This window comes from Micromonospora sp. NPDC050200 (genome assembly GCF_040656135.1).
Lineage (GTDB): Bacteria > Actinomycetota > Actinomycetes > Mycobacteriales > Micromonosporaceae > Micromonospora.
On the sequence record NZ_JBFALG010000177.1, the window covers coordinates 1 to 1,190 of the forward strand.

Sequence of the window (1,190 nt, forward strand, 5' to 3'; positions counted from 1 at the left end):
AGATCATCAGAGTCGCGCTCGTCCCACAACTCCAGCCCTGCCCGGTCCTCAACCTGGACAGAACACCTCAAGCCGGAACAACGCCGGGGCCGTGGCAGCAGAGTGGGTCTGAAAAGCCAAGTAGCGCCCCGTTGAACTTGCCGCTCCGACAGTCATCAAGGACCTCGTATAGGAAATCAAGCTCATTCGCTACTGCGGGATGTAGGAGCGGGGAGTGAATCAGCCTTATCTGGCCAACCTCTTCCCAAAGGGATTTAAAGTCTAGATCACCTGTGGTCGGATCGGGACACGTTCCGTGCTCATCGGTCGGCGTGTGCTCGCCGTGTAGATCCTTGAGGTCCCAGAACAGGTGTAACTGCTTGTAGAGCAGCGGGTAGTGCCCCCTAATCGCTTCGTACTCGCGTTCCTCACGGCGAAGTAGCCGCTGAGCCTCCAGCGACTGGTCCGTCTGCATTTTTGATACACGGATAGCGCCACGTACCTGGATCCAGGCTGCAAGCCAGCTTGCTACTCCGCCAACCACTGCACCGATCAACGCGCTGACCGCGCCGCTCCAAAAGCCATCCACCACTCGATGATGACCCGACACAGCAACAGCACCACTCTCCCCACTGCTGCCGTCCCGTCTGCCGCCGACCCGCCCCTCCCGGGAGCGGGCCGCCGCCCGGCCCGCCACGTCAAGCGGACCTTGACACAGGTTCGGACGCTGGCGGGTCGGGCGGTGGTCTGCTCGGCTTGCCCGGGTCGGTGGCAGGCGGGATGGCCCTGCGCCACCACCCACGGACCGCGACACGCCGACGGTCTTCGGCCATCCTGGAGTCGTTGCGCCCCCGCCGGAGGCGCAGTAACCGCAACCCCGCCACCGCCGCCAGCTCGCCGACGCGGCCGGCGTGCGCTCCCCTACGCCGCGCGGTTCGCCCGCGCGGCCCGGCCGGCTGCCGGCCCACGAACATCAACGACTCTCGACGCTATCGTCTGCGGCGGCCCCCGGGCTTCCCGCTCTTCGCGCCAGCCGCCGGGCGTGTTGCATGGCCGCAGCGGAGCGGCAGCGGAGTGCAGGCCGCGCGCCCTGGCGGCGGCGCGTGCGGCCCGTTCAGGGCCGCCGTGGGGTCGGCCTGCGGCGCGGTGTTGATGTTGCCATCAGTCCGTTTCCGCAGGCCGCCCGCCCGAACCGTGCTTGCGACTCGTCG

The 1,190-nt window shown here is 67.4% G+C and carries 1 protein-coding gene; it reads right to left on the minus strand.

What is annotated here, in order from left to right:
- Positions 1-67: 67 nt before the first annotated feature.
- Positions 68-568: a hypothetical protein gene (locus AB0I41_RS35230; protein ID WP_357115834.1), complete on the minus strand. Its 501-nt coding sequence runs from the start codon at positions 566-568 to the stop codon at positions 68-70.
- Positions 569-1,190: the final 622 nt, after the last annotated feature.